Raw genomic sequence first — 20,263 nt, 5'->3', positions numbered from 1 at the left:
AGTAAAAAACAAAATGCTAAGAAAACCTCTACACTACCTCCTTCATCTTTCATTGCCTTTTCTTTATATGGCGTGCAGCAGTCAGGGAAGTATAGAATCCAGTGAAGATGCACAAAAATCTACTGTGGAATTAGAACTGCTAACTTACAATAACCCTGATCTAAATGTAGATTTGGGGGTAGGCTTATGGGCCTGGCCTTTGCCCATGGATTATGATCAAGATGGGGATATGGATATGCTGGTATCCTGCCCAGACACTCCCTTCCGGGGTTTGTATTTTTTTGAAAATGATGGCACTACCTATGAGGGAATCACCAGCTTTAAACCTCCTGTCAAAATAGAGACCAGTGTAAAAAACATACAACTCTCATATATAAATGACGAACCCAAAGTCATGGCCCCGGGTATAGAATATCGGAACTTCAGAGACGCCAAGCTGAATGAGGTAGATAGTCTTTTTGATGCTGAGTTACTGGAAGGGCTGCATGATAAGATCAGGTTCAACCAGTGGAAGTATGTCGACTATGAGAATGATGGGGATCTGGATATCATCGTAGGCATTGATGAGTGGGAAGAATACGGCTGGGACAATGCATTTGATGAAAATGGTAACTGGACAAATGGACCTTTACATGGCTATGTCTATCTGCTGGAAAATGTAGAGGGGCAATATGAAAACCGAGGTAAGCTCTTAGCCGGTGGTAAGCCGCTGGAAGTATATGGCGCCCCCTCTCCCAATATGTATGACTTTGATGGGGATGGCGACCTTGACCTCATCTGTGGCGAATTTTTGGACAAGCTGAGCTGGTTTGAAAATACCGGAACAAGGGTAAAACCAGTTTATGCCGAAGGAAGAATTTTAACAAATAGCGAAGGCATCATCAAAATGGACCTGGAGATGATTATTCCCGTAGGTGTGGATTGGGACAATGACGGAGATATGGATTTAGTCATTGGCGATGAAGATGGCAGGGTGGCTTTGGTAGAAAACACTGGCGCTACAAAGGACAATATGCCAGTTTTTGCTTCACCGCATTACTTCAAGCAGCAGGCAGAAAATGTAAAGTTTGGAGCTTTGGTAACTCCCTACAGTGTAGATTGGGATGATGATGGAGATGAAGACCTGATCTGTGGAAATTCAGCAGGTTATATCGGTTTTATTGAAAATCTGGATGGGGGAAATCCACCGCAGTGGGATGCACCAAAACTACTGGAAGCTGAAGGGGAAGTAATACGGATCGTGGCGGGTGAGAATGGCTCTATACAGGGGCCGGCGGAAGCCAAATGGGGTTATACCACATTGACAGTAAATGACTGGGATGGTGATGGCTTAAAGGATATTATCGTTAACTCTATCTGGGGAAAAGTAGCTTGGTATCAGAATGTGGGCAGCAGTAACAATCCTGTACTTGCTAAGGCTCAGCCTGTTAAAGTAAAATGGGAACAAAACCCGCCCAAGCCCGAATGGAACTGGTGGAATCCTGAAAGTAATCAACTTTCCACGCAGTGGCGCACCACACCCGTGACCACCGACTGGAATGATGATGGGCTGATGGACCTTCTTATGCTGGATCATGAAGGCTACCTGGTATTTTTTGAACGCTTTGAAGAAGGAGATGAATTACTGTTGCTACCCGGCAAAAGAATTTTTTATGGTGTCAATGGATCAGGTTTTGATGCAAAGCATGGAGTGAAGGACAGTACAGCAGGCATACTACAGCTTAATGTGAATCTTTATGGAAGTAGTGGCCGGAGAAAAATAGCAGTGGCGGACTGGGACGGAGACGACGATAAAGACTTACTGGTCAATAGCTTAAATGTTTCTTTGATGGAAAATCTAGGTACCGAAGATGGAATGGTGAACTTCAGGAATAAAGGGGCACTTTCAGGAGTAAAACTGGCGGGACATACGACCAGCCCCACCATAGTAGATTGGGATAAAGACGGTAAACCAGCATTGCTGATAGGAGCAGAAGATGGTCATCTGTATTATCTGAACAATGAGTAAAGAGAAGTACACTACTGACAAGGTTTAGGCATGGAATATTCAGGGAGTGAGTAAAAGACCTCCCTGAACATTGATCTACACATACGCTAAAGTCATTACAGCACTTGAGTTTGTCCGGGAATCGGAATGGGATAATTGCCATCCGGGCCGGGTAGCACGGGAGGCTCAGCATCCCATGCGAATCTTTCAGGGAGCAGGCTCAGCTCTGAGTTGATAGCATCCTCCCACTGTATCATTTGGCCTGAATGGGCGGCCATACGTCCCATGATGGTCATCATACTGCTTTTTGCAGCCCATTCCGTATCATTGATAGATTTTCCTTTTCTTATCGCGGCAAACAGTTCATCATGTTCCTGCTGGTAGGGATTAATTTCTTTTATTCCTCTGGTCCTCCAGAGAGATTTACCCTGCATATCTACTAATCCCTTCTTCATATCACCTGAGCCTTTTGTACCCTGAAAGAATGAACCTCCCTGATTATAGGTCCCGTCAATGGTACGTATCTGGCTATGGAGTTTACTGCCATCCGCATATTCATACTCAATATAAAAGTGATCAAAAATATCTCCTTTGTCGGGTCCTTGATAGGCTGCACGACCTCCTACACCTTGTGCTTTGACAGGATAAGCGCCTTTCACCCAATTGACTACATCGGTATTATGTATCTGCAAGCCTGCCGGTGAGCCTGCCCATAACCAACAGAAATAACGCCAGTTGCGCATCTGATACTCCATCTCCGACTGACCAGCCTGCCGGGGCAACAATGTGACATGCCCTATCATGTAGTAGCAGGTAGACGAAATGATCTCACCAATGGCTCCATCTTTTAGGCGACCTACAAATTCCTGGTAAACGGGATCATAGCGATTCTGTAAGCCAACAACCACACTCAGGTTTTTCTTTTTAGCTTCCTTTCCGGCAGCCAGTATTTTGCGAATACCGGGCGCATCAGAAGCCAGCGGTTTCTCCATAAAAACATGTTTGCCGGCATTGATGGCTTGTTCAAAATGCATGGGACGAAAAGCAGGAGGAGTGGCCAGGAGCACAACATCCGCGAGTGCAATGGCATCTTTGTAGGCATCAAAACCTACAAATTTATGTTCCTCAGGTACTTCTACTTTCTCTTTGACATTTCCTATCTTCTTAAGATTACCGTAAGTCTCATCCAGCCTGTCGCGAAAAGCGTCGGCCATAGCCACCAGTTTTACATTTTCATCGGCACTCAATGCCTGTACTGCAGCACCTGCTCCTCGTTTGCCACAGCCAATAAGGGCTATTTTCAAAGTATCATCACCCGTCGCATAGGCACCGCTCTCTACTGGCAGCTGGTACAAGAGTGTGCCTCCCAAAGCCGCTGAAGAGGCTTTTATAAATTGACGACGACCGGAAGCATAGCTATTAGTCATATTTGTATCACTTTTCATTTTAGTTTGCGCTATATGTTGGTCATGATTCCATAACTTCTTTTTTCCTTCCACTTGCCCCTGGTAAAATCAGGAAATTTTACGGGCACACTTCCCAGCTCAACTGAGACTTTGGAAAGCGGGGTCACCACCGACCAGTTGACACCATCATATACATCCATATCCAGGGGCAGCCCTTTGTTCAGGCAATCTATCAGGCGGTATGTCTGGAGGAAATCCATACCTCCATGCCCTCCATTTTTCTCTATTTCGCTTTTCAGGCTATTCCAGATCGGGTGCTTGTAGCGTTCTCTCATCTCATTGTAGCGGGCTTCTGATATCCACTCATGTCCTTCCCCTTTAATAGACAGTCGGCTGGGGTAGCCTTCATGATAAGCTTTAGTACCTGCCAGGGCATTAATTCTGCTGTAGGGACGGGGCGTTACCACATCATGCTGTACCAGAATGGTTCTGCCTTTAGCGGTTTTAATGAGGGAATTATTCATATCTCCGTGAGCAAAATCATCACGCTCGTAGAAGACATTGTCTTTTTCCAGCGTAAGGCTTTCTTCATGCAATGCTTCCTGTATACTGCTCATGGATACCAGATGTGCAAAGCTGTCGCCTCTGCCGATGTCCATATATTGTGCTACCGGCCCCAGGCCATGGGTAGGGTATAGGTTTCCGTCATTGTTGAGGTGCTGATGCCCTCTCCATTGCTGATAATAAGCGTCTTTATTGAGCAGTTTATCTGCCAGATTATGAATGTAAGCCGCTTCTCCGTAGGTGAGCGTTCCAAATACCCCTTGAGATACCATATTCAATATCCAGAGTTCTTCATCACCGTAGCACACATTCTCCAGCATCATACAGTTGCGCTGAGTTTCTTCAGCGGTATTGACCAAGGCCCAACAGCCATCCAGTGAGGTGGCAGCAGGCACTTCAAGCGCTACATGCTTGCCCTGCTGCATGGCATACACGGACATGGGTACATGCAGATCCCAGGGGGTAGCGATTAGTACCAGGTCAATGTCATCCCTTTTGACCATGTCTTTCCAGGCATCTTCAGTATCCGTAAAGACTTCAGGCTTTTGATTGTGCTCTTTCAAAAAAGCCATGGCAGCATCCGTCTGCTGCGCCCTGATATCACAGATAGCTGTAATCCTGGCTTTGGGGTAGACTGCCTGCATCTGCCTGATATGGCCTGTACCTCGGTTTCCCAATCCTAGGATCGCTACTTTCACCTGCTCAATGGGGGCTACCTTAAGTCCCATTACCGATGTGCCGCTTGAGGCTTTAGCTTCGGTAAGTGCCCTAAGCTTTTCTGTGATGTTATCCTTTGTATATGCTGTGGCTGGGGATAAGCCCAAAAATGTACTGCTCAGGGCAGATAGTTTGAGAAATTCCCTTCTGTTTTTGATTGACATAAGATGTTGAAGTTTAGGAGCTTGTAAGTAATCGTGAAATATTTCAATCTAATCAATCTCATCCTAAAAAGCACTTTTAAGCGATATATGTATATGCCTAAGGATGAAAATATACTTTATAAAAAAAGTTTTGATGCAGAATTGTATTGATTTAGCCACTAAAAAAACCATCTTCATAAAGTTGATTTATAGACCGCTAAATATTTGCTTGGAATGTAATTCATCAAAGAGGCATATTGCTAAACACTTTTCAGTAAAATGCTTTATTACAACAGTTAACAAGTTTTTTTATTATACATAAATATGGCAAGCTCAATTTATCTGGCAACTTCAGAGGCGCATTGTGGAAAATCACTGGTATGTCTGGGCATCATGGAAATGGTGCTGCGCAAGACCAAAAGGGTGGGTGTATTTCGTCCGGTTATTAGCGGAAAAAGAAACGGTAGAGATAAAAATATTGACCTGCTTATTCGCCACTTTAACCTGGATATTTCGTACGAAGAGACTTTTTCTTTTACCCGCAAAGAAGCAAGAAATCTTATCCTGGAGGGACAATACAACAAACTGCTAAACCAGGTCATTGAAGAGTACAAAGCGCTGGAGAAAAAGTGTGACTTTGTGCTTTGTGAGGGTACAGACTTTAGCGACGAAAGCTCCTCTTTTGATTTTGACATCAATGTGGATATAGCGAAAAACCTGGGCTGTCCGGTATTGATACTGGGAAGAGGGGATATGGACCGTGAACTGGAGGAAGTCATCAGTCCGGTAAGACTTACCTATGAATTGTTCGCTGACAAAGAGTGTGATATTCTGGGGGTGATCATCAACCGTGTGAGGTCTGCCCTGGCGCATGAACTTTTGCTGGAGATTCGCAATACTATCAAGGACAAAGAGCTGCTGGTATCGGTGATTCCTGAAAATATAGTATTGCAAAGCCCCACCATTCGGGAAGTGGCAGAGCATCTGGACGCTGATGTACTATATGGAGAAGATCTGATGGAAAAGCAGTCGTATCGCTACTCGGTGGCGGCCATGCAATTGCAAAACTATCTTCCGCACATTACGGAAAACTGCCTGGTCATCACACCGGGAGATCGTGGCGATATTATCTTAAGTGCGCTGCAAGCCCATCAGTCACAGAACTACCCGCCCATCAGCGGTATACTGATGACCACCAAACTCTTACCCGAAGAGTCTATCAAAAGACTGCTGGATGGGCTTCCCAGCCTGGTGCCCATTCTCTCGGTAGGCTATAATACATACAATACAGTGGCTAAACTAGGTACACTGACATCTTACATCACCCCGGATAATCATACCAAAATCACCATCAGTAAGAAGCTTTTTGAAAAGTATGTGGACACAACTGCGCTTCAGCAAAAGATCAGCAGTGTGCGTGCCCGGGGTATTACGCCAAAAATGTTTCAGTACAATCTGGTACAAAAAGCCAGAGATGCCAAGAAGCATATTGTTTTGCCCGAAGGTAATGATGAACGCATACTCAAAGCCGCAGAAATACTGATTGAACAGGATATTGTTAAACTGACGATCCTGGGTAAACCGGAAGAAGTAAAAAATCAAATTGCCCGGCACGGTGTCAGAATAGATACTGAACAGGTGCCTATCATTAATCCGGCGGAATCTGATTATCTGGAAGGCTTTATTGACCGTTATGTAGAGATCAGAAAAAGCAAAGGCGCTACGCGTGACAATGCCCGCGATGCCCTGGTAGATGTGTCTTACTTTGGTACCATGATGGTGCTGGAGGGTTTGGCCGACGGCATGGTTTCCGGTGCCGCTCACACGACCCAGCACACCATTCGTCCGGCATTTCAACTGATCAAAACCAAGCCCGGTGTATCCATTGTCTCTTCCGTGTTCTTCATGGCATTGGAAGACAGGGTATTGGTCTACGGCGACTGTGCGATAAATCCCAACCCAAATGCGGAGCAGCTGGCGGAAATCGCGATATCCTCAGCAGATACCAGTCAGGCTTTTGACATAGAACCTAAAGTAGCGATGCTGTCTTACTCATCCGGTGAATCGGGTAAGGGAGAAGAGGTAGAGAAGGTGAGAAAAGCTACTAAAATTGTGAAGGATAAAAGGCCTGACCTGAAAGTAGAAGGTCCCATACAATACGATGCCGCGGTAGATAAAGAAGTCGGTACTAAGAAGATGCCCGATTCTGAAGTGGCCGGAAATGCCAGCGTACTGATCTTCCCCGATCTAAACACCGGAAATAATACCTATAAAGCGGTACAAAGAGAAACCGGAGCACTTGCCATTGGTCCAATACTGCAGGGTTTACGCAAGCCGGTGAATGACCTAAGTCGTGGCTGTACAGTTGCAGACATAGTGAATACGGTCGTCATTACGGCGATACAGTCGCAAAAGATGAGCGTGCCAACTAAAGAGAAAGAGAAGGTGAAATAGGATACAGTTAAACCCTTACTGACTTAAGTTTAATTTAACTTAAGGCTTATAATAAGCGCAAGTTTTAAACCTTATCCTGTCTCATAATTTATCTGCGAAGCGAGAAGGTATCCATGGCAGAGTTGAGAGAAGATGGCCCACCCTCTCCACATGGTTTTTTCTCCAGGGAAGGGCTGCTTTTTAGTAGGCGTAAACCCGGCCAGGGCAGCGATGATGATCAATGCCTGCTGTACACTGAGTTCTTTTCTGCCACTATGCTTTTCTAAGACTTCTATTTGTAGCGGTTCAAATATTTTCTCTGCAGCTAATTGGGCACTTTCTGCTGCCAGATGCTTAAGCCAGATCAATTGCCAGGCTACAATACAGAGCATAGCAATGGCATGAGATAGTCGTGTGAAAGTATCAAACTGTAGCTTTTCTATCTGCATACCACTCTTCAGCACCATATGCCAGCGTTCAATCACCCATCGTTTCCGGTAATAATCTATCATCAGCAAAGCAGCAGCTTGATCTTCTATATTGATGGTAGTGAGTAAATACCATAGCAGAGGCGGTTCGCTGCGCGGTTCTTCTCCTGCCGGAGTATGTGTTTCTTGAGCTACTACCACCCATAAGTCAATATCTTCTCCTTTTTTATAAGTAGGGACAGGGCATGTGATCTTACCCCAGCTTACCTGCAGCTTAGCATTACGCTCTTTTCTCTTGCTGGTCCTGGGCAGGTAAACTTCTACTTTAGTAGTATTGGGAAAAACCACTTCTTTAAGAAGCATCTTTTCTTGCTCATAATGCACCTTTCGGTTGAGATGATGTGCCCTGAAGAGTAATTCTACATGTTTGGAGCGGCGAGCAGTCATGTACTCATAAAAATCAGATTCTCTGTCGGAGATTACGATCACCTTCTTGGCTTTAGCTAAATGCTGATCCACCCACTGTAGGGCTTCTACCCACCGATAACTCTCTTTTTCTTCTAAAGGATAAAACTGCACCTGCTTTGTACGTCCTGTGGATTGGGGAGGCCACAGCTTTTGTCCTACCAGGCCCAAAGCCGTTCCCTGCTCACTCAGAGCCATGGCCGTATGCAGGCAAAGCCCTGGATTTACATGACTGCCGCCTAAGTCGCCCAGACCTTCAGTAGCGACATGACTGGCATAATTCAAGTCTGTTGTATCCTGACTCACCAAAACCACATCCTGGTCGGCACAGCGCTTGCTCGTTTGCCTATAGTGGCCGTAGCTGACGTCTACTTCCTGTTTGGAAAATATCCGCCAGGCTGATTTACGGAAATTCTCTCCTACTGCACTACTAAAGGAAAGCTCAGGGTTAGCTAAAAGACGATCAGCCATCAGTGACAAACTCTTTGCCTCGCGTTTATCTTCTACTGCACTTCCCATAAACTCTTGCATGCCCCAACTCTCTTCCATCTGTTTACCTCCCTTTTTTTTTCAACCTAATTTACAACTTTTATAAGACATGAATAGGTTTTAAACTTGCATGTATTCAAAAGCTTCAGTGGAACACTGAAGCGAGAGGGGAGAGATCTTAAAATTGAAGAGCAAAGATTTCAACGGGTAAACATAAGCATGCAATTGTATGCACTATATGAATTCTGTGTCTGAAGAGTTTTGAATCAAATTTTCCTGCTAAGCTACTTTTTTCAGATGAGTGTTAATGATTTGGGCGAGTTGCTGGGCCTGTACCACACCGGATTGCCGCCAGAGGATTTTACCTTTCTGGAATAGTACGAGGGTTGGTACTCCCTGTATGCGTAGGTCAGTTGCTGCTTTAGGATTCTTTTCCACAATTACTTTGAAGATTTTTTCCTGATCTCCCATCATGGAAGCCACCTCCTTCAGAATGGGTGGCATCATTTTGCAGGGACCACACCAACTGGCATAGAAACCAACCAAAACAGCTTTCTCTCCCTGTATCAGATCTTTGAATTTTATAGACGTTTTCATAGTAGCATCAATTTTTGTCTACAAAATAACTGTTGAAACGCCTATAGTCAGTGACCTTTGTCACAGCAGGTAATAAATTTTACAAAAAAACGAATCAGGCTGATCTTATATATTTTTGTTTGTAATAGGCTAAACTATTTCTTTGAGCATTACTTTATTTCTACCCAATACGATTCTACCGTTCTTTTCTAACTGCTTCAAAAGTCGGGAAACTACTTCCCGTGATGTGCCCAGTTCATTGGCTATTTCCTGATGGGTTACATTGATCATATTGGTCTGTAATTGAGAGAACTTGTTCTCCAGATAATTGAGCAGTCTTTCATCCATACGCTTAAAGGCAATACTTTCGATGGTATTGAGTAGCTCCTGAAAACGGTTGGAGTAAGTTCTTCCTACCAGCTCTTTCCACTCACGATAGGTGTTCATCCATTCCTCATGTTTATTCACTGGAATAGCGATCAGTTCGGTAGTATCTTCCGCAATCGCTTTAATCTGGCTGGGCTGATAAGTGCTACAGCAGGTTAGTGACATGGCGCAGGTTTCGCCACTTTTGAGGTAATACAAAAAGACCTCTTTACCTTCTTCATCTTCCTTAATCACCTTAACAGTACCGCTAATGATGAGGGGAACGGTCTTGATAAAATTCCCATAGTTAATGATGGTGTCTCCGGGAGCAAACGGAAGCCACTTTCCATAATGCTGTATCTCCCTTAGCAGCTCGGGATGGCTGATATGAAAGACTTGTTTGATGAGCTTCAGATCTATCTCCATACTAAAAAGCTGTTGTGTGACTTATGTCACTGATAATTATGCTGGGTAGTGCTAAATTTAATTAATCCATTAAGGAAAAGCATTTTAATGTAGCACAACTTAATAAGCAATCGCTATGAAACGCAATATGGGAATTCCTGACAGAGCCATAAAACTATCGTCTTATTGATCTTTGGACTAATAATGAGCGGAACACTTAGTGGTGCCTGGGCCATCATTTTGGGTGCTATTGGTGGTATTTTCGTAATCACCAGCATCATGGGGTTCTGCCCATTGTATATTCTTACGGGTACCAATACCTGCCCCGCAAAAAAATAATATCAACTTTAAAAACCGAAAAAAATGAGCCATTATCAAATTCTGATCGTAGGTGGAGGAAATGCCGGTATTTCGGTAGCTTCCCAACTGCTACTCAAAGATCAAAATCTCAACATCGGAATTATTGAACCCTCCGAAAAACATTATTACCAACCCGCCTGGACACTGGTAGGAGGGGGAGACTATGATGTGAAGGATACCGAAAAAACTGAAGCGGAAGTAATGCCTGAAGAGGTTAGCTGGTTAAAAGAAGCGGCAGATACCTTTAAGCCCGAAAATAATAGTGTGACAACTGCTGAGGGTAACACTTACACCTATGATTACCTGGTCGTATGCCCCGGCATACAGTTAGACTGGCATAAAGTGGAGGGGTTGAAAGAATCCTTAGGAAAAAATGGTGTATGCAGCAACTATGGTTTTGACAAGGCACCCTATACCTGGGATTGTGTCAGAAACTTTAAGGTGGGTGGAACGGCATTATTTACACAACCCTCCACGCCGGTAAAATGTGGTGGTGCACCCCAGAAGATTATGTATATGGCCAGTGACCACTTCCAGCGAAGAGGAATACTGAGCAAATCCAAAGTAGAGTTCTTCTCTCCGGGAAGTGTCATTTTCGGGGTGAAAAAATACGCCAAAGTATTGCAGGAAGTAGTGGATAACTATGGAATACATTTGAACTTCAAGCATGACCTGATCAAAATAGACGGTCCGAATCACCAGGCAATTTTTAAAGTCACCGATAAGGATGGTAACGTATCTGAAGAAATAAGAACTTTTGACATGATCCATGTCACCCCTCCACAGAGTGCTCCTGATTTTATCAAGCAAAGTCCGCTGGCAAATGAAGCCGGCTGGCTAGACCTTGATAAATATACATTACAGCATACTAAATATCCCAACATCTTTGGTTTGGGCGATGCTTCAGGTACACCTAACGCCAAAACCGGGGCAGCAGTGCGCAAACAGGCTCCGGTACTGGTGGAAAACCTGCTGGCAGTTATGACAAACAAAAGCCCTCAGGCAAATTATAGCGGTTATGGTTCCTGTCCGTTAGTAACCGGAAAAGGCAGACTGGTATTGGCTGAATTTGACTACAATAACGAACCTATGGAGAGTTTCCCTTTTGATCAGGCCAAAGAAAGGTTTAGCATGTATCAGCTTAAAAGATATGTACTCCCCTGGTTGTATTGGAACAAAATACTAAAAGGCACAGCCTAAATAGATATGAACAACTCTCATAAAATACAGACCGAAAAGAATGGCAAAGCAGCTGTTCAAAATCTGAATGAAGAGCAAAATGAGAAGGTACTAAATGACATTCTGCAACAGCTTGACTCGATCCGCAGCAGTGTGGAACAACTTTCTACGGGTATGAAACAGGCGCCCGAGGTGATGGAGATAGCTACTGATGCTATTGATAATTTAGCTATCAAGGCGAGAACCAGAGGAATAGATATAGAACAGAGAGGAGAGATGGCTTTGCATCTAATGGAAAGGCTGAGTCAACCTAAAACCATGAACAAACTGAATGCTCTGCTAGATTTGACGGAGCAGCTCCCTGACTTTGTTGAGGATGCAGTAAATGTAGTTGATGAAACTATGGATGAAGCACATCGCAGTGGCATTGATGTGATGCAAAGAAGTAAGGAAATGCTGCACTTGCTCAAGCGCTTATCTTCTCCTAAGATGGTGGAGCAACTTAATGCTTTGCTGGACTTTGCCGAACAAGGCACCGATATGGTCGGCCTGGGAGCTGACGCAATTGATGATAGCATGAATAAGCTGCATGCACAAGGTTTTGATGTTTATACCGCATTAGAAAATGGACAAAAAATGCTGGTCGCTGCCAACACAGCTTTGCATGAGACACTGGAAGAATCGCCCAAAAAGATAGGAGGGGTATTCGCCTTGCTGCGGCAGTTGAATGACAAAGACTTTCAGAAAGTTTTGGCTTTCCTTACTACTTTCGGAAAGCATTTCGGAAAACAACTAGGTAAGTAAAAGAAAAGTCAAAATTTTTCATGGATATCCATATGTAACCCTGGCCTTGCTTGGGGGGGGCTGGAGCTACGTTTTCTTCTGGATGTACATCCTGTACTTATCTACAAAAGCCATAAAGTGCTTTTCCAAAGTTTTCCACTCATTGTTTTGGATGGCATCTTTAAGGAAAAGCTGACTGCCCAGCCCTAAACCGGAGGCTCCGGCATCCAGAAAGTCAGTGAAGTTCTGTAAGTCTACCCCACCCACAGGAATCAGTTTGATCTGATCGAGCGGGGCAAGTACATCTTTGATGTATTTTGGTCCCAGGAGACCGGCAGGAAATAGTTTGACCATCTGCGCACCGGCGCTCCAGGCTTTGTAGATTTCTGAAGGAGTAAAAGCTCCGGGAAAGATGGGTACATTCGCCTCATTACAGGCATGGATGATACGTTCATCCAGGATAGGAGTGACTACAAATGAGGCTCCTGCATTTAAAGCCTTCTGCAAATCGCTTTCATTGCAGACTGTTCCCGCGCCAATATTTAAGTTGGGAAAAGCTTCACTGATTTGCCGGATCATTTCATCAGCACCATCTGTATTCATGGTAATTTCCAGCGTAGTGAGGCCGCTCTGTTGATACAGTTTAACAACCTTATCTAGTTTAGAGGCTGGTAGTTTTCGTAATATCCCAACGATTGGTATTTCATTAAATCGCTTCCAGGAAAAAGGCTTACTCATGATGAATGGATTTGTTGTAATAGCTGATAATGTCCCAATATCGTAGCTTTCTCAGTACTGACCAAGCGCAGCTCCCTGTTTGGGAAAAGTTTAAGGATGGCATATTCGTATAAGTCCAGGAGCGGCATGTCCGCACATAGGATAAGGGTGTCTGACTGATGTCTTGCCAGGCTTCTTAATTCATTTCCGATGAGCAACCCACTGAGAAAAGCACTATTTCTGGCGGGAATTGTATGTTGTAAAATTTGTCTTGCTCTTATCGTAAAAAGTTCTTGAAGCAATGGGGATGCGGACTGATTTACACCCTGGTCAAATGCTTTCAGCACATCGGTATTTTGTAAATGTATCTTTCCATTTTCTACAGAATGTCGGAGAATGCTATGACTTTGCAGTAGAGAGAAAAGTTCTCCTGTCATATAGGTTTGAAAAGTGAGTATTTGCTCTTCTTTGATGATAACATGCTTGGAGTGTGTGCCGGGAAGTAGAATTATAGCATCTTTATTAAAGCAATGAGTCTCTTGAATAGCGCCCAGCACTTGTACTTCTTCACCTCTCATTACATCCTCTTCAGTGGCTAAACCGGAAATCAGATAAGTTATATTTTCTGTTCCTTTCAGCACTTCAAAAGGTATTCGTATGTCTTTTAGAGGCGAAGGTAATTTGCCATAAGGGAGGTTTTTGATGCCTATAGAGGATGAGGCCATACCGGATATGATACATAGTGGAATAGTGTTAAATCCAGCAGCTTTACAAAGTACCCGGCAATGTTTTGTGAAGCACTGTAAATACTCATGCTGAGTCAATGTTAGCTTACCAAAACCAAGTTTTGGATCATCAATCATTTGAATGACATCCAGCGAACTTGTCTCAATCAGTCTTATTCTGAAAGCAGAAGTTCCCCAATCACAGCTTATAAAGTGTTCAGGCATTTTTATTGCTAAGTTAGTTTTTTGATACTTCTCAAATTATACTTTTTTCAAGCAAATTGTCTATTTAGTATTTCAGGCCAGAAGATAAAATATTATTTTAACCCAATTGCTTAAATATACCCATATGAAATTACTTGTCATCAATACCGGAAGCTCCTCCATTAAGTACAAACTTTTTGAAATGGAAGAGAAAAAAGTAATGAGTGCCGGATTGGTAGAAAAGATAGGAGAGGAGCAAAGTCGCATTAAGCATCAACGCTTCCTTTCTGATGGCAAAGTAGAAGAAAAAACTGAAGATTTAGCTATTAAAGATCATCGTGTGGGTTTGGAAATGGTGGGGAACTTATTGCAGGATGAGCAGCTGGGAGTGATCAAAGATCCTAATGAAATCAAGGCGGTAGGACACAGGGTAGTACATGGAGGAAGCCGTTTTAGTGAGGCTGTGATTATCAATGCTGAAGTGAAAGATGCTATCCACAGTTTAGTTACCCTGGCACCCTTACATAATCCTCCGAATCTGGAAGGCATTGCCGTGGCTGAAGAAGTATTTCCTCAGGCAAAGCAGGTAGCAGTATTTGATACTGCTTTTCATCAGAGCATGCCCGATTATGCTTTTCTTTATGCTATACCTAAAAAATACTATCAGGAGCACAGAATCAGAGTTTATGGCATGCATGGTACTTCTCACCAATATGTTGCACATCAGGCGGCTATTCATCTGGGCGTACTTCCTCATAAATTAAATGCTGTAAGCATACATCTGGGAAACGGCTGTAGCATGACTGCAATCAAAAATGGAAAAAGTGTAGATACTTCCATGGGACTAAGTCCTTTGCCCGGACTTATTATGGGTACTCGTTCTGGTGACATTGACCCCGCCATTATTTTTTATATGGGCAACAAGCTCAATATGAGTTTTGAAGAAATTGACCGGGAACTTAATAAGCAAAGCGGACTTAAGGGAGTAGCTGGTGAAAACGATATGAGAACCATCATTGAAAGGGTAGAAGAAGGAGATCAGGAGGCTAGCCTGGCGCTGGAAATGTATGCCTATCGCATTAGAAAGTATATCGGAGCATATCTGGCGATTGCCGGACCACTGGATGCACTCATTTTTACCGCAGGAGTAGGTGAGAATAGTACAGTGGTCAGAGAAAAAGCCTGTCAAGGTTTAGAACATCTGGGTATCATTCTTAACAGGGCAAAGAATTTTCAACGACAAAAAGGTATACAGGAAATTCAGGATGAAGTGAGCACAGTCAAGATTCTGGTAGTTCCCACTGATGAGGAACTGTCTATTGCCGAGCAGACTTATCAATTGGTTACCAGTGAATAGTCAGAAGTCAGGAGACCGAAAACTGAAGTAGATTTTGATCTCCTTCGGTCTTCAGCCTTCATGCTCTTATCTTACGCTAATATTTGCCTGCTTATCCGGGGACTCACATAAAGCGATCAAACGTCTTTCCACTTCCCGCTCATCTGGTATAGTATCGGCTTTAGTGTGTGTATTTTGAAACCACTGTAGCATCACTTCCTGCTTTTTTTGACCTCCTCAATATATTCGGAATTGAATATTGGTTAGTAGTTGCATTGGGATCATTAACTAAATCTGATAACGACTATGTGTTGAAACTTGATTTCAGCTTGTTCAAATTTACTTTCTGATTCTTGGTGCTGACAGCCGACTAAAAAATAGTATAACAGATAAGCAATAAAAATGTAATACAGAGGGCACAGTCAAAAGACTTTTTGCATAAATAGCAGTATTTAATATTTCATTCTGAGTGAAATTTTATTATTATACTTAATAATATGCATCCTAAACTGTAAAGAGAACGCCCAATCTAAAATTACTAGCATGAACAGAAGAGAATTTGTCAAATTGATGCAGGCTGGAACAGGTGTGGCATTAATGCCTGATTTTTCCACGCTTATCAAAAAACCGCTATTCTTTGATATTTCATTGGCCGAATGGTCTCTAAGACAACCTATCCGGAATGGGGATATGAGTAATCTTGATTTTCCTCAGATCGCCAGGGAAAAATATGGAATTTCAGCAGTGGAATATGTTAGTGGTTTCTTTGAGGGTAGGGAAGAAGACCAGAACTATCTTAAAGAACTTAATCAAAGAGCTGATGATCAGGGAGTGAAGAATGTACTGATCATGGTAGATTTGTGGGACTTTAAAACCGCGAGTCCCGATGTGCAGGAAAGACAAACTGCCATTGACAAACACAAACCCTGGATAGATGCGGCTCAAACCTTGGGTTGCCATGCTATTCGTATCAATGCCAATGGATACGAAGGTCTGGAACCGGAAGAAGCCGCAGATACTTTTGCCGATACATTAACCAAATTATCTGACTACGGAAAACAGGCTGACATTAGCATCATAGTAGAAAACCACGGTGGGTTATCTTCCAATGGAAAATGGCTGGCCGGGGTCATGAAGCAAGTAAACACAGATAATGTAGGTACGCTACCTGATTTTGGTAATATTAAAGTGTCTGATGATGAGCAGTATGATCGCTATTTATTAATTGAAGAGCTGATGCCCTATGCCAAAGGGGTGAGTGCCAAAACTTTTGCCTTTGATAAAAAGGGAAGAGAAAGCAGTATGGATATCTCAAAGCTGATGAAAACGGTCAAAGATGCCGGGTTTAAAGGGTATGTGGGCATAGAGTTTGGGGGTGAATTAGAGAAGATCAGTGATAAAGACGGAGTAGCATCCACCAAAAAGTTATTAGAAAAAGTAGGAAGTTCGCTTTCCTAGCGGACTACTCCATGTCCTGTGCTGACATCATTTTCAGCAAGACACCATTGGACCAGCCAAAACCGTCTTGTACCGGATATTCTCCACCACCAGCTTCCAGGCTGATGTCAGTGACCACATATTTTTCTACCATTTTACCGGTATTCTGAAATACCCGGACATTATTGTCAATCCATCTCTCAGCCAACATCTTTGCCGGCTTATTCTGATCATAATTGAGCAAAGCCTGATAGGCCACCCATTGCAGAGGGGCCCAGCCATTGGGGGCATCCCATTGTTGTCCGGTATTTGCTAAAGTAGTTAATAAGCCTCCGGGGGCCATAAATTCTTTACGAAGTTTTCTACTTACCCTTACCGCCTCCTGCTTACTGGCAATCTCAAAAAACAGGGGAAATACTGCGGCAAGTGAAGGTTGGTTAACCGTAGTTTCAGCTACAAAATCATAATCCAGAAAAAATTTTTGCTTTTTATCCCAGCAATAGCGGCGAATGGCCGCTGCCCTTTGTTCAGCCTTTTGGTTAAAGTCCATCTGCTTTTCCAGTTGCCCGTCTTCGGCATAAGCGGCGACAAGTGTCCTTTCCAGATGATACATCAGGCTGTTTAAATCTATGGGAATGATTTCAGTGGTGTGTATGCTGGCCAGGCTTTCTCCATCGCGGAGCCAGCGGCTGCTGAAATCCCAGCCTGACTCACAGGCAGCACGAATGTTTCGGTACAGGTCCTCATTGTCACGCTCAATGCTGTGTGCCAGTTCATAGTCTTCTTTGTAAGATTCGGGGCGAGGGGCAGGATTATCATCCCAATAACGGTTCAGAATGGTGCCATCATCAAGGCGTACCACTCTGCGATAAGCAGGGGTATTTTCGTCAAGGCTTTTTGTACCATTCATCCAAAAAGCATATTCTTTTTCTAGCTGCGGCAAGTATCTCACCAAGACACTATCTCCTTCAATATCCGCCAGCAGGCGTACCATCAATGAATAGAATGGAGGCTGAGACCGGCTGGTGTAATAAGTTCGGTTGCCATTGGGAATAAATCCTAAAGTCTCAATCAGAAATGAAAAGTTATCTACCATATTACGGATCAGGTCATACTCTTTCGATACCTGTAAGCCCAGCATAGTGAAGTATGAGTCCCAGTAGTAAATTTCTCTGAAGCGTCCACCAGGAACTATATAAGACTCAGGTAGTAAGATCAACGAGCCTTTAACGCTCTCTGAGGGGCTACGCGTTAGGACTGGCCAGAGTGCGTTTATATGTTCTACAATAGTATTGGCAGTATCAGTTTGAAAGTCTACAGATGGGCTTTTGGGCAATTGAAAATGTTCAAGCACAAAATCTTCCAAATCAAAGTCAGCCTGCCCTTTACTTTGCTGATAATCCTCCATTATTGCCTGTGGCTCATGCAGAGGAATACAATCCGGAAAGGTTTTAGAATCAGGAAAAATAGCTGACAGTTGCACCGCTTCAAATAACTCACCATACTGCTCTGCCGGATTAACCTGGGCATGGAGGGGAGAGACAAAAAGAAAGTAAATGAAAAGCAGTCTGATCCAGCTCAAAAAAATAGTTCTCATGTTTAGGTAACGCTTTCTTTCCCTTCAAGTTAAAAAAATTATTAATTTCTTATAGTAGCCTTCTACTATCAAAATAGGACTATCCATCCTGAGAAAACTACTTTGAATTGAATAATACTATATTTATTATAAAAAATTGATCAACCTAGCAGGTTAATTCCAGATAGCCGGTTTTAAGTTTGGATATATTATCTCTTTTATCAATTACATAGAAATAAGTACCGGCAGGTAAATCTTTACCCTTTATATACAACCCGTTGTTGCTTCAGCTAAAAGATTTTTACCCTTCGTATAGTAGTTTAGATTGATTGGAACAGTCAAGAATTAGCGCATTGTCCAAGGTATTACCCTTAAGTAGATTCATTTACCAATCAAAAAAGGATGTGTCTTTACACCAACACATGAATGAAATATAATTTTTTTTAGCTTTTTGTCTCATTTTTATTTCACATGCGCTTCATGTAATATTTATAAAGCTGAGTTAATTATAAAAATAGTGTAAGTGATTGTAAATTAATCAATAACAAATTCATATTGCTATAAAATTATACAATACTGAGAAATAGGAAGGTAATATTCTTAATGTTAAATAAATATTTTTTTTGAATATATGACAAATTACGAGTACCAATGTTATTTTCTTACATATAACTAATCCAATATATAATTTAACTTTATAAATATTTTTTGTACATTTATTTAAAATTAGTACATAAGACATATTTAATATTGTTTTTGTATAATTTAAAATTGTTAAGCAGAAAGAAATTAAAGCAAAAGCCATGAAGGCAATGATCAAAAATCGTCAGGTAAATAAGTTTGTATTATTTGGATTGTTTTTATTAATAGTGTTTCATGCGAACGCTCAACAGAGTCCCATTTATTCTCACTTTATGTTCAACAGACTGGCAATAAATCCTGCGTATGCGGGAAGCCAGGACCAATTAAACATCACTGCACTTCATAGAAGACAATGGGAAAATTTTGATGGTGCTCCTACAAGCAGTGGGGTAAGCGCTCATACCTATCTAAAAGAAAAAAATATTGGCATCGGAATGCTTGCCAGCAACGATCAAATCGGTATACATACCGATAACAGGGTATACCTCGTTTATGCGTATAAGATCAAAACCAGCATGGGAACACTTTCAATGGGTTTGCAGGGAGGTTTTAGTCGTTTGAGCTCTGATTTCAATAAGCTTAACCTCAAAAGCGAAACAGATGCGCAAATGAGTGGTTTTAGAAGTGATTTCAATCCTAACTTTGGTTCAGGTGTTTACTTCAGTAATCAGAAATTTTTTGCCGGTTTTTCCATCCCATACATGTTGAATAACAAACTTTCAAGTGCGGAAGAAGCTTTATCACAGGCTAAGGAGTCTCGCTATTATCTGTTGAGCACGGGAGTAGTGTTTGACATCAACCACAAGGTTAAACTGGTTCCTTCAGCCTTATTAAGGGTTCAGGAAGGAAATGCTGTAGGTATGGATATTAATGCTAACCTTGTGTTGAGTGACATTCTGACAATTGGAGCTACTTACAGAACAGAATATGCTGCTTCAGTGCTAATGGGCCTAAAGATGAGTGAGAATTTAAGCATGGGATATTCATACGACATTAATACTTCAGTTATAGGAAAATATTCAGATGGCACACATGAGTTTATGTTAAACTACCGCATTCCGTACTCTAAACGTTGTCATACTTACTTTTAGTAAATGAATTTTGCTTAACAATAAGAAAAAAGTACCGGCTTCTGGCTGGTATTTTTTTTAAAGGGGGTATATTTTTTAACCTTAGCTTGATAGAGAAAAGTGCATAGCTTCTGGTATATTATCCTTATCCTGCCAAGCTATCAATATGCATAAAAGCAGTCAGGTTACATTCTTTTAATCCAATGCATTTATAGCTACTTTCAAGAAAACAACTCAAGTATGCTTACTTTCCAG

At 42.5% G+C, this 20,263-nt stretch carries 17 protein-coding genes; 8 read left to right on the top strand and 9 right to left on the bottom strand.

Annotated features, from left to right (window positions below):
• Positions 1–13: 13 nt before the first annotated feature.
• On the top strand, positions 14–2,008 hold the full coding sequence (locus OKW21_RS13725; protein ID WP_277480141.1) for an FG-GAP-like repeat-containing protein: 1,995 nt from the start codon (positions 14–16) through the stop codon (positions 2,006–2,008).
• Positions 2,009–2,103: 95 nt separating this feature from the next.
• On the opposite strand, the gene OKW21_RS13720 is transcribed toward OKW21_RS13725, so the two are convergent.
• Both OKW21_RS13720 and OKW21_RS13715 read right to left on the bottom strand, forming a co-directional pair.
• Positions 2,104–3,432: a Gfo/Idh/MocA family protein gene (locus tag OKW21_RS13720; protein WP_277480139.1), complete on the bottom strand. Its 1,329-nt coding sequence runs from the start codon at positions 3,430–3,432 to the stop codon at positions 2,104–2,106.
• Positions 3,433–3,443: 11 nt separating this feature from the next.
• Complete coding sequence (locus OKW21_RS13715; protein WP_277480138.1) at positions 3,444–4,838, bottom strand: Gfo/Idh/MocA family protein; 1,395 nt, start codon at positions 4,836–4,838, stop codon at positions 3,444–3,446.
• Positions 4,839–5,141: 303 nt separating this feature from the next.
• Here OKW21_RS13715 and pta point away from each other — a divergent pair, with 303 nt between their 5' ends.
• Entirely contained in the window at positions 5,142–7,271 is a 2,130-nt protein-coding gene (pta, locus tag OKW21_RS13710) for a phosphate acetyltransferase (RefSeq protein ID WP_277480137.1), read from the top strand.
• Positions 7,272–7,342: 71 nt separating this feature from the next.
• Here pta and OKW21_RS13705 read toward each other — a convergent pair whose 3' ends face one another.
• The 3 genes from OKW21_RS13705 to OKW21_RS13695 all read right to left on the bottom strand — a co-directional run bounded on the left by OKW21_RS13705 (position 7,343) and on the right by OKW21_RS13695 (position 10,000).
• On the bottom strand, positions 7,343–8,692 hold the full coding sequence (locus OKW21_RS13705) for an IS4 family transposase (RefSeq protein ID WP_277478160.1): 1,350 nt from the start codon (positions 8,690–8,692) through the stop codon (positions 7,343–7,345).
• Between the two features lie 219 nt (positions 8,693–8,911).
• A complete protein-coding gene (locus OKW21_RS13700) occupies positions 8,912–9,229 on the bottom strand; it encodes a thioredoxin family protein (protein ID WP_277480136.1) in 318 nt (105 codons plus the stop codon).
• A gap of 129 nt (positions 9,230–9,358) precedes the next feature.
• Positions 9,359–10,000 carry a Crp/Fnr family transcriptional regulator gene (locus tag OKW21_RS13695; protein WP_277480135.1) on the bottom strand — a complete coding sequence of 214 codons (642 nt, stop codon included), beginning with the start codon at positions 9,998–10,000 and terminating at the stop codon, positions 9,359–9,361.
• A 165-nt stretch (positions 10,001–10,165) separates the two neighbouring features.
• On the opposite strand from OKW21_RS13695, the gene OKW21_RS13690 reads away from it, so the two are divergent.
• The 3 genes from OKW21_RS13690 to OKW21_RS13680 are packed head-to-tail and all read left to right on the top strand — an operon-like array spanning position 10,166 to position 12,322.
• Positions 10,166–10,318 carry a YgaP family membrane protein gene (locus tag OKW21_RS13690; RefSeq protein ID WP_420870105.1) on the top strand — a complete coding sequence of 51 codons (153 nt, stop codon included), beginning with the start codon at positions 10,166–10,168 and terminating at the stop codon, positions 10,316–10,318.
• A 24-nt stretch (positions 10,319–10,342) separates the two neighbouring features.
• Entirely contained in the window at positions 10,343–11,539 is a 1,197-nt protein-coding gene (locus tag OKW21_RS13685) for an NAD(P)/FAD-dependent oxidoreductase (RefSeq protein ID WP_277480131.1), read from the top strand.
• 6 nt (positions 11,540–11,545) lie between these two features.
• Positions 11,546–12,322 carry a DUF1641 domain-containing protein gene (locus tag OKW21_RS13680; RefSeq protein ID WP_277480130.1) on the top strand — a complete coding sequence of 259 codons (777 nt, stop codon included), beginning with the start codon at positions 11,546–11,548 and terminating at the stop codon, positions 12,320–12,322.
• 66 nt (positions 12,323–12,388) lie between these two features.
• Here the strand turns inward: OKW21_RS13680 and OKW21_RS13675 are convergent, their stop codons facing one another.
• Both OKW21_RS13675 and OKW21_RS13670 read right to left on the bottom strand, forming a co-directional pair.
• Positions 12,389–13,039, bottom strand: coding sequence for a bifunctional 4-hydroxy-2-oxoglutarate aldolase/2-dehydro-3-deoxy-phosphogluconate aldolase (locus OKW21_RS13675; RefSeq protein ID WP_277480129.1), 651 nt, complete (start codon positions 13,037–13,039; stop codon positions 12,389–12,391).
• Positions 13,036–13,968 carry a 2-dehydro-3-deoxygalactonokinase gene (locus OKW21_RS13670; RefSeq protein WP_277480128.1) on the bottom strand — a complete coding sequence of 311 codons (933 nt, stop codon included), beginning with the start codon at positions 13,966–13,968 and terminating at the stop codon, positions 13,036–13,038. Before OKW21_RS13670 ends, OKW21_RS13675 begins: the two co-directional genes overlap by 4 nt.
• A gap of 124 nt (positions 13,969–14,092) precedes the next feature.
• On the opposite strand from OKW21_RS13670, the gene OKW21_RS13665 reads away from it, so the two are divergent.
• Positions 14,093–15,304: an acetate kinase gene (locus tag OKW21_RS13665; RefSeq protein ID WP_277480126.1), complete on the top strand. Its 1,212-nt coding sequence runs from the start codon at positions 14,093–14,095 to the stop codon at positions 15,302–15,304.
• 66 nt (positions 15,305–15,370) lie between these two features.
• Here OKW21_RS13665 and OKW21_RS13660 read toward each other — a convergent pair whose 3' ends face one another.
• A complete protein-coding gene (locus tag OKW21_RS13660) occupies positions 15,371–15,496 on the bottom strand; it encodes a hypothetical protein (RefSeq protein WP_277480124.1) in 126 nt (41 codons plus the stop codon).
• A gap of 330 nt (positions 15,497–15,826) precedes the next feature.
• Between OKW21_RS13660 and OKW21_RS13655 the strand changes: the two genes are divergently transcribed.
• Positions 15,827–16,741, top strand: a complete 915-nt coding sequence (locus OKW21_RS13655) for a sugar phosphate isomerase/epimerase family protein (RefSeq protein ID WP_277480123.1) — start codon at positions 15,827–15,829, stop codon at positions 16,739–16,741.
• 4 nt (positions 16,742–16,745) lie between these two features.
• Here the strand turns inward: OKW21_RS13655 and treF are convergent, their stop codons facing one another.
• Entirely contained in the window at positions 16,746–18,317 is a 1,572-nt protein-coding gene (gene treF / locus OKW21_RS13650) for an alpha,alpha-trehalase TreF (protein WP_277480122.1), read from the bottom strand.
• Between the two features lie 791 nt (positions 18,318–19,108).
• Between treF and OKW21_RS13645 the strand changes: the two genes are divergently transcribed.
• Positions 19,109–20,029: a PorP/SprF family type IX secretion system membrane protein gene (locus OKW21_RS13645; protein ID WP_277480120.1), complete on the top strand. Its 921-nt coding sequence runs from the start codon at positions 19,109–19,111 to the stop codon at positions 20,027–20,029.
• Positions 20,030–20,263: the final 234 nt, after the last annotated feature.

This window comes from Catalinimonas alkaloidigena (genome assembly GCF_029504655.1).
In the GTDB taxonomy this organism is placed as follows: Bacteria; Bacteroidota; Bacteroidia; order Cytophagales; family Cyclobacteriaceae; genus Catalinimonas; species Catalinimonas alkaloidigena.
Note: the sequence above shows the minus strand (reverse complement) of the source record. Positions and strands in the feature narration are given on the sequence as shown.

What these genes read in the sequence shown, in the direction of transcription:
- OKW21_RS13720 (WP_277480139.1), bottom strand. Translation starts at nt 3,432, where the DNA reads ATGAAAAGTGATACAAATATGACTAATAGCTATGCTTCCGGTCGTCGT.
- OKW21_RS13680 (WP_277480130.1), top strand. Translation starts at nt 11,546, where the DNA reads ATGAACAACTCTCATAAAATACAGACCGAAAAGAATGGCAAAGCAGCT.
- OKW21_RS13700 (WP_277480136.1), bottom strand. Translation starts at nt 9,229, where the DNA reads ATGAAAACGTCTATAAAATTCAAAGATCTGATACAGGGAGAGAAAGCT.
- OKW21_RS13715 (WP_277480138.1), bottom strand. Translation starts at nt 4,838, where the DNA reads ATGTCAATCAAAAACAGAAGGGAATTTCTCAAACTATCTGCCCTGAGC.
- OKW21_RS13660 (WP_277480124.1), bottom strand. Translation starts at nt 15,496, where the DNA reads ATGCTACAGTGGTTTCAAAATACACACACTAAAGCCGATACTATACCA.
- OKW21_RS13695 (WP_277480135.1), bottom strand. Translation starts at nt 10,000, where the DNA reads ATGGAGATAGATCTGAAGCTCATCAAACAAGTCTTTCATATCAGCCAT.
- OKW21_RS13675 (WP_277480129.1), bottom strand. Translation starts at nt 13,039, where the DNA reads ATGAGTAAGCCTTTTTCCTGGAAGCGATTTAATGAAATACCAATCGTT.
- treF (WP_277480122.1), bottom strand. Translation starts at nt 18,317, where the DNA reads ATGAGAACTATTTTTTTGAGCTGGATCAGACTGCTTTTCATTTACTTT.
- pta (WP_277480137.1), top strand. Translation starts at nt 5,142, where the DNA reads ATGGCAAGCTCAATTTATCTGGCAACTTCAGAGGCGCATTGTGGAAAA.
- OKW21_RS13705 (WP_277478160.1), bottom strand. Translation starts at nt 8,692, where the DNA reads ATGGAAGAGAGTTGGGGCATGCAAGAGTTTATGGGAAGTGCAGTAGAA.
- OKW21_RS13685 (WP_277480131.1), top strand. Translation starts at nt 10,343, where the DNA reads ATGAGCCATTATCAAATTCTGATCGTAGGTGGAGGAAATGCCGGTATT.
- OKW21_RS13725 (WP_277480141.1), top strand. Translation starts at nt 14, where the DNA reads ATGCTAAGAAAACCTCTACACTACCTCCTTCATCTTTCATTGCCTTTT.
- OKW21_RS13645 (WP_277480120.1), top strand. Translation starts at nt 19,109, where the DNA reads ATGATCAAAAATCGTCAGGTAAATAAGTTTGTATTATTTGGATTGTTT.
- OKW21_RS13655 (WP_277480123.1), top strand. Translation starts at nt 15,827, where the DNA reads ATGAACAGAAGAGAATTTGTCAAATTGATGCAGGCTGGAACAGGTGTG.
- OKW21_RS13670 (WP_277480128.1), bottom strand. Translation starts at nt 13,968, where the DNA reads ATGCCTGAACACTTTATAAGCTGTGATTGGGGAACTTCTGCTTTCAGA.
- OKW21_RS13665 (WP_277480126.1), top strand. Translation starts at nt 14,093, where the DNA reads ATGAAATTACTTGTCATCAATACCGGAAGCTCCTCCATTAAGTACAAA.